This is a genomic window from Acaryochloris sp. IP29b_bin.137, assembly GCF_028285745.1.
Lineage (GTDB): Bacteria > Cyanobacteriota > Cyanobacteriia > Thermosynechococcales > Thermosynechococcaceae > Acaryochloris.
Genome location: NZ_JANQOP010000298.1, coordinates 1 through 7,061 on the forward strand (window position 1 = coordinate 1; position 7,061 = coordinate 7,061).

At 48.2% G+C, this 7,061-nt stretch carries 8 protein-coding genes; 7 read left to right on the plus strand and 1 reads right to left on the minus strand.

Annotated features, from left to right (window positions below; translation table 11 throughout):
- Positions 1-10: 10 nt before the first annotated feature.
- The 7 genes from psbV to Q0991_RS20860 all read left to right on the plus strand — a co-directional run bounded on the left by psbV (position 11) and on the right by Q0991_RS20860 (position 5,304).
- Positions 11-499: a photosystem II cytochrome c-550 gene (gene psbV, locus Q0991_RS20830; protein ID WP_299492180.1), complete on the plus strand. Its 489-nt coding sequence runs from the start codon at positions 11-13 to the stop codon at positions 497-499.
- A gap of 70 nt (positions 500-569) precedes the next feature.
- Positions 570-1,082, plus strand: a complete 513-nt coding sequence (gene psbV2 / locus Q0991_RS20835; protein ID WP_299492166.1) for a photosystem II cytochrome PsbV2 — start codon at positions 570-572, stop codon at positions 1,080-1,082.
- Between the two features lie 237 nt (positions 1,083-1,319).
- Positions 1,320-1,649, plus strand: a complete 330-nt coding sequence (gene petJ, locus Q0991_RS20840; RefSeq protein ID WP_299492168.1) for a cytochrome c6 PetJ — start codon at positions 1,320-1,322, stop codon at positions 1,647-1,649.
- Between the two features lie 145 nt (positions 1,650-1,794).
- Positions 1,795-2,685, plus strand: coding sequence for a ChaN family lipoprotein (locus Q0991_RS20845; RefSeq protein WP_299492170.1), 891 nt, complete (start codon positions 1,795-1,797; stop codon positions 2,683-2,685).
- 18 nt (positions 2,686-2,703) lie between these two features.
- Positions 2,704-3,009: an antibiotic biosynthesis monooxygenase gene (locus Q0991_RS20850; protein ID WP_299492172.1), complete on the plus strand. Its 306-nt coding sequence runs from the start codon at positions 2,704-2,706 to the stop codon at positions 3,007-3,009.
- Between the two features lie 76 nt (positions 3,010-3,085).
- A complete protein-coding gene (locus Q0991_RS20855; protein ID WP_299492174.1) occupies positions 3,086-3,820 on the plus strand; it encodes an SDR family oxidoreductase in 735 nt (244 codons plus the stop codon).
- 623 nt (positions 3,821-4,443) lie between these two features.
- The gene (locus Q0991_RS20860) at positions 4,444-5,304 is read left to right on the plus strand and encodes an amino acid ABC transporter substrate-binding protein (RefSeq protein ID WP_366525029.1); all 861 of its coding nucleotides are present in this window, start codon (positions 4,444-4,446) and stop codon (positions 5,302-5,304) included.
- Positions 5,305-5,350: 46 nt separating this feature from the next.
- Here Q0991_RS20860 and Q0991_RS20865 read toward each other — a convergent pair whose 3' ends face one another.
- Positions 5,351-6,673, minus strand: a complete 1,323-nt coding sequence (locus Q0991_RS20865) for a homoserine dehydrogenase (protein WP_299492178.1) — start codon at positions 6,671-6,673, stop codon at positions 5,351-5,353.
- Between the last annotated feature and the right edge of the window lie 388 nt (positions 6,674-7,061).

Genomic DNA, 7,061 nt, shown 5'->3' on the forward strand with positions numbered 1-7,061 from the left:
AAGGAGAACTATGCTGAAAAGATACATGTTGCTGGCGGTGGCTACAGTATTTTTTGCTTTTCAAGTATTAACCAGTACTGCTACTGCTGCTGAATTAGACGATGCGACTCGAACCGTTGCGTTAAACGATGGGAGTACCGTTACTCTATCCGTTCAGCAAGCAAAAGAGGGTCAGCGCTTATTTAACTTTGCCTGTGCAAATTGCCATACTGGTGGAGATACTAAAACCAACCCCACTATCAACTTGTCTGAATCTAGCTTGGCAGGTGCAACTCCTCGCCGCGATACAGTTGAAGGCCTGGTGGATTATATGAATAACCCCACCACCTACGATGGTTTTGACACGATTGCTGAAGTACATCCCAGTACACAAAGTACGGATGTCTTCCCGCTAATGAGAAATCTGTCTGATGATGATCTAGTGGCTATCGCCGGACATATTCTCATTCAGCCTACCGTGATTGGCGATCAGTGGGGTGGCGGTAAAGCTGCTCGATAGGCGCCGATTGGTTGTTGGCTAGTATGAACGGCGTTATCTTAATAAAGTTCACACTTAAGGCGCGCATCAAATGCTGAAATCGTGGCTCACACGTTGTTGTATTGCTTTTCTGCTGGTGTGTTGGGGAACTTTTCTCAGCCCAGCGGTACAAGCAGCAGATGTTGATGACTATATTGTCCGATATCTGAAGGTGACCGAACCCGTTCCCATTTCAATGAATGCCGACGGAGAGACGCAGCTGTTTTCTCCAGTCGATCTTTCTGAAGGGAAGCGACTCTTTGAAGACAATTGCAAGAACTGTCATGTGGGTGGGGTGACGTTGCCCAATCCTGTGGAGTCCTTGTCTTTGAAAAATTTGCAGGGAGCAACCCCTCCCCGGGATAACGTCGCCAGTCTGATCGAATTTCAACGAGAGCCCACTATCTATGATGGGAGTGATGTTAGCTTTTGGTGCCGCCAAATCCCTGATACTTGGTTGCCCGATCAAGAATTGGCAAAGCTAGAGGCCTTTATTCTCAGAGCGGCTGAAGTCGCCAGGGGGTGGGGGAGTGAAGATGTTGCCGACGGGATAGATTTTACTTAGGGGGGTTGCCCTTAACGCTGGTTTATGCCATTGGATGAGCGCAATCATCCATGCCGAGAAGCTTTGTATTCGCTCGAACTCTCAGCTTGGGGTTCTAAAGTTGCAGAGACGATCCTAAAATAATGAAGCGAGTCCATCGCATTTGTTATCACTAAGCACCATATCTTTCATTTTGGGTGTTTGACGTTAATAGATTTGGCAGCAATGCTGCCAATATGAATTGAGAGGAGAAACACGTTGAAAAAACTTCTATCTATTGCTTTAACTGCACTTGCTGTACTAGCCTTTGCGATCAGTAGCCCCGTTTTAGCAGCTGATGCGGGTGCTGGCGCTGGTGTCTTCAATGCTAACTGCGCAGCTTGCCATGCTGGTGGTAATAATGTTGTCCAGGCTGACAAAACACTGAAATCTGATGCTTTAGCAGCTAATGGTATGGACTCTGCTGAGGCCATCATTAATCAAGTCACCAACGGTAAGGGTGGAATGCCTGCTTTTGGTGCAAGCCTATCCGCTGCTGATATCGAAAACGTTGCTGCTTACGTCTTGGCTCAAGCTGATAAGTGGTAAGTCGCGCTCGATAGTCGCTTGAAAACTGATTTGTTTTCCCTCTGCTAATTCAGCAGAGGTTTTTTGTTCTCGGCGCTATTTGAGCATCGTTTTATAGGTTTGTGTCATCTTGAAGGGGTGGTTTTGAGTCAAGTTGAGAGCATTCATGCGTCAACCTCGTCCGTCAACATTATGGTCTTTGGGTTTGGGCCTACTGCTGATCTGTGCTCTACCAACGGTCAGTTGGCAATGGATAAGGGCGACGTCGGCGGTCCATGTGGAACAAAAAGCGCTGTTGGATCAATTAGCCAAGGCGCAAGTCGTTTATCTAGGGGAAACCCACGATAGCAAACTGGATCACAATGCGCAGTTAACGATTTTAAGAGAGTTGTATCAACGGCAACCCCAACTTGCGATCGCAATGGAAATGTTTCAGCGTCCGTTCCAGCAACCCATCAATCGCTACCTTGCAGGAGAAATCACAGAAGCTCAACTCCAGAAGCTGACAGAATATCACCAACGATGGGGGTTTGACTGGGAGTTTTATGCGCCTGTCTTACGGTTTGCCAAACAACATCAGTTGCCAGTAATTGCTTTAAATACCCCAACTGAAGTCACTAAAAAAGTCAGTAAAAAAGGGCTAGATAGTCTTAAGCCAGAGGAGCTGACCTTTATCCCCCCAGTCAATGAGATTGATGTTAGTAATACTGCGTATCGTCAAAAACTAGAGCAAATTTACGAAAAATTTCATCCTGGCCATGCGTCTGAAAGTGGATTTGAGCGTTTCTTCACCGCTCAGGTCCTCTGGGATGAGACGATGGCGGAGAAGATTGCCCAAACAGTCTCCAAAAATATGGATCAACTGGTCATTGTATTAGCTGGGAAAGGGCATATAGAGCAAGGCTATGGTATTCCCGATCGCGTTGCCCGACGACTCACAACCCACAAAGGTTTGGGTCAAACATTTCGTCAATATACGGTTTATCTCAATCCCACAGATGAAGTGCAGCAGCTCACTAATCCCCCTGCAGCCGATTTTTATTGGACCACCCCTTGAGCGGTTGTCCGAGTGCCTATGATTTTAGAAGTTGCCATTCTTGATGTTATTCCAGGGCAAGAGCCTCAGTTCCATGCCGATTTCCAGCAGGCTCAGCAAATTATCTCAGCGATGCCGGGTTATATCGAGCATGAGCTGCAACGCTGCCTCGAAAAGCCCTCTCGACATTTACTGTTGGTGCGTTGGCAAACCCTAGACGATCATGTTGAAGGGTTTCGTAAGTCAGCTGAGTATCAGCAGTGGAAGCAATTGCTGCACAACTACTACCAGCCATTTCCGGTGGTAGAGCATTATGAACTGCTGTTCGCTCCAGCCAAGGGCTAGTCAGGGGCTGCTTGATCCAGAAAAAGTCACCTTATCCCAGGCCTTGCCAGATGTTTAGCCGATTCAGGAGCCAATTATGTCCGATCAGCCGTCCCAAACCATTGCATTAGTCACGGGGGCAAACCGAGGCTTGGGATTCGAAGTTTGCCGTCAGCTTGCTCAGCAAGGGATGACCGTTATTCTGACCGCACGCGATCGCAACAAGGGGGAGCAAGCTGCCCAAAAATTACGAGAAGAACGGCTATCCGTCATTTTCAAACCGTTGGATGTCGCCGATGATGCCAGTGTTATTGAACTTTCTCAAGCGTTGAATGCAGAATGGGATCACCTAGATATTTTGATTAACAACGCTGGGATGAACTTTGATTTTCAGCAACCTACCCTTGAGGCTGACGTGAACGAGGTTCAGCAGACGCTGAATACCAACTTGTTTGGAGCATGGCGTGTTACTCAGGCTGTCTTGCCATTGCTCAAGAACAGTCAGCAGGGGCGTATTGTCAATGTTTCTAGTGGTGCTGGATCATTTACTGGCCCTAGAGGTATTCTAGAGCAAGGGGATAGACTACCGGCCTATGCGATTTCTAAAGCAGCTCTCAACGCGTTAACGATTAAATTGAGTCGCTCCCTCAAAGAGACCAGTATTTTAGTGAATGCGGTTTGCCCCAATTTTACAGCGACTTATCCGGGGACAGAGCAGATGGGGGCACGCCCAGTGCCGGAGGGGGCAGCGGGCATTGTCTGGGCTGCGCTGCTACCGGACGATGGGCCGACGGGAGGCTTTTTCCGTGATCAACAGCCTCTGCCGTGGTGAAAGTCAGATAAATTTGGGTTGGCCGTTCGCGGTTTAATCCATCACTAAATGGCTAAAAGATATGGGTGGAGTGTTGCCATCACCAGCCTAGAAGGCCATCTCTATCATTGATAAAAATCAATGTGTTTAAGGTTGAGCAATTAAAAAAATCTATTTACAATAGAGAGGCTTGCACCAACCGTAAACACATCTCTTACGTGAACTCTGTTCTGGCGCACTCTTTAGGAGTGCGCCATTTTTAATCCAGCGACCGAGAACATCAGAAGTAGATCGATTTGGCGTCGTAACAGAGCATAACGATAGTCTTCTCAAGACTATATATTGCTGGTAGTTTAGCGATTATCAGTTCATAAGAGTTGTGGGTAACCGACGCGAGTAGGGTTTCTGCAGGTTTGTTTAGACGACAACCATCGATCAGAAATATTTTGCTGTCATCATCTATACCTCAGTTGTATCTTGATGGTTTAACCAAAGCTCTGATCATCCAGCAACGCAAAATTTATATGAATAAAAACGCTTTAAGGTCTCGTCGCCCTAGTCTAGCCAAGACTCGAGTCAAACGACTCTCCTGGATTGCGTTGACCCGTCAGTCATCGGCGCTGATCTCGACCTTGACCCTTGCCATGACGCTCATAACCCCTCAGTTTGCCATGGCAGAGTCTGTGATCGAAAAGATTCAGCGAACTGGTACTTTAACGGCAGGGACCAGCCGAGAAGCGCTCCCCTTTGCCTTTGCCGATGATCAGGGACAGTTGCAAGGCTATTCAGTTGATATGCTGAAGCTGATGCAGGACCAGTTGAAAAAAACGTTGGGACGCGACATTCAGCTCCAGCTTGTGGCCCTTAACCCTGAGGATCGGATTCCCAAACTGATGCAAGGGGAGGTCGATATTGTCTGCGATGCCAGTAGTTATACCTGGGAGCGAGATCGAAAGATTGACTTCTCCGTGAGCTATGGTCTAACTGGCACCCGCCTGCTGGTGAAGCAGCAACATGCGGAGTGGGATGTGGCGGATCTAGCAGATAAGAAAATTGCGGCGATTGCGGCTACCACTAATGAAATTGCTATCCGTCGTGCCCAGCCTCAAGCCCAAGTGGTCATTGTTGACACCCATGCAGATGGGTATGATGCGCTTCAGGACGGAACGGTTGACGCGTTTGCTGCGGATGGCATTCTCCTAGATGCTTGGCTGCAAAGTGTTAACAATCCCAGTGAGTTCAACATTATTGGTTATTTCTCCAAAGAGGGAATTGCCTGTATGGTGCCTGAGAATAATTCTCAGTTTATGGATCAAGTCAATTATTCACTGGTGCGCTTTATGCAAGGGTACTTACAGGGTAAAGAACCCTATGTCGGGATGTTCGATCGTTGGTTTGGTGACCAAGCTAAAGTCCCTCTGACTCAGGATTTACGAGCTTTGGTGTTAGAGGCTATGCAACTTGTTGTTGACTTTAAGGAAGAGATTCCTGAGCAAGATTTGTAACCCGACTGAACTGGCAACCACAGTTCTGTATTGGCAGTCAACAAACCTATAAAACGCGCAGCAGACTAGGGATAGAATGAATCGCTTCCATCTGGCGGATTTCGGCTAAGGCTTGATGGAAATTGCCTTCCTGGACATGGTGGGTCACTACTACAATTTCGGCCAGCTCGGCCTTGATGCCGGTTTGGACGACGGATTCCAAGCTAACACCATGGGTGCCAAAGGCAGTGCCCAACTTCCCGATCACCCCTGGATGATCCTGAGTTAAAAACCGGGCATAAAAGCGGGTGACCAAATCCTGCATGGGGGCAATATTGCAGTAATGCTGATGGGAACAGGCCAGCAAGGGATGGATGCGGGAGGTCTCTGGATCATTGGCAATGATGCCAGTTTTGAGCAAAGCAGTAATATTAATCAAGTCGGCTACGACAGCACTGGCGGTTGGGCCTGCCCCTGCTCCTGGGCCAAAGAACATCACCTGTCCTAACGGATCGGCTTCAATCAGTAGGGCATTAAAGACATCGTTGACGCTGGCCAGTGGATGATCGAGGGGAACCAAGGTGGGATGCACACGGACTTCCAGTTGCGGCGGGGGAAGCTCGGCGGTTGAAGTGGGTACTTTTGCGATCGCAAGCAATTTAATCACAAATCCTAGGTTTTTAGCATAATTGATATCCGCTGCACTGACCTGACGAATGCCTTCACGATGGACCTGCTCCAGATCAATTCGTCCACCAAAGGCCAGGGAAGCCAGAATAGCAATTTTATCGCCAGCATCTAGGCCATCGACATCAGCGGTGGGATCGGCTTCGGCATACCCAAGTGCTTGGGCTTCAGCCAGTACCTCATCAAACGCCGCCCCCAATTGCTGCATCTGGGTGAGGATATAGTTGGTGGTGCCGTTGAGAATACCGATTAATGTGTGGATGCGGTTAGCCCCCAAAGATTCTTTCAGGGGTTGAATCACTGGAATGCCGCCAGCCACTGCCGCCTCGATCATGACATAGACACCTGCTTGGGTGGCGGCTTCAAAAATTTCTTCGCCATAGCGGGCAATCACTGCTTTATTGGCAGTGACGATATGCTTGCCCTGGGCTATCGCTTCTAGGATCAAGGACCGCGCGGGCTCCAGACCGCCAATCACTTCAACCACAATATCAATGGCCGGGTCATTGACGATGGCTTTTAGGTCAGTGGTGAGCACCTCAGCAGGTAGATTAAGGCTGCGCGCTTTATCTAAGGACCGCACCCCAACCTTGGCAATTTCAATCTTTTGTAAGAGGGGATGGCGGCCTTCAGAACTAGCAAAGATCTCCCCAACCCCTGTCCCTACGGTTCCTAATCCCAGTAAGCCAATTTTGAAACCCACGATTATGCCCCATCTCGATCACAAACCTTATTGTGACATTGAAGAGGAGGCTGGTGAAGAATCATTGAGAGCGGCGTAAGCCCCCCGAATAGTGCTGATAAATAGTTGTTGATCAGGAGCAGCTTTATTTCTTCGGTTGGCAATGCCAGGAAAACCATCCGATATCGCCAAGAATGTCTCTCATTTCTTGCAGTCTAACCACAAAATCTGATTTAAAAAAGCAGGATAAATAAAAAATGCTATTCGCGACTAACCGCACCTTCATTCAAGGTCCCTCAAGTACCCGTAACGCCAGGGCTGTTTTAAGTTAGCAGCGAGAAAATGCGATGAATCCTATTAGCAAGCTTGGTCATAGCGGGTTTGAGAGATTTATACCCGTTTAATCGTA

Bases quoted from the DNA above. Each gene is read 5' to 3' on its own strand.
- Q0991_RS20860 (WP_366525029.1), top strand. From the start codon at position 4,444: ATGACGCTCATAACCCCTCAGTTTGCCATGGCAGAGTCTGTGATCGAA.
- Q0991_RS20845 (WP_299492170.1), top strand. From the start codon at position 1,795: ATGCGTCAACCTCGTCCGTCAACATTATGGTCTTTGGGTTTGGGCCTA.
- psbV2 (WP_299492166.1), top strand. From the start codon at position 570: ATGCTGAAATCGTGGCTCACACGTTGTTGTATTGCTTTTCTGCTGGTG.
- Q0991_RS20850 (WP_299492172.1), top strand. From the start codon at position 2,704: ATGATTTTAGAAGTTGCCATTCTTGATGTTATTCCAGGGCAAGAGCCT.
- Q0991_RS20855 (WP_299492174.1), top strand. From the start codon at position 3,086: ATGTCCGATCAGCCGTCCCAAACCATTGCATTAGTCACGGGGGCAAAC.
- psbV (WP_299492180.1), top strand. From the start codon at position 11: ATGCTGAAAAGATACATGTTGCTGGCGGTGGCTACAGTATTTTTTGCT.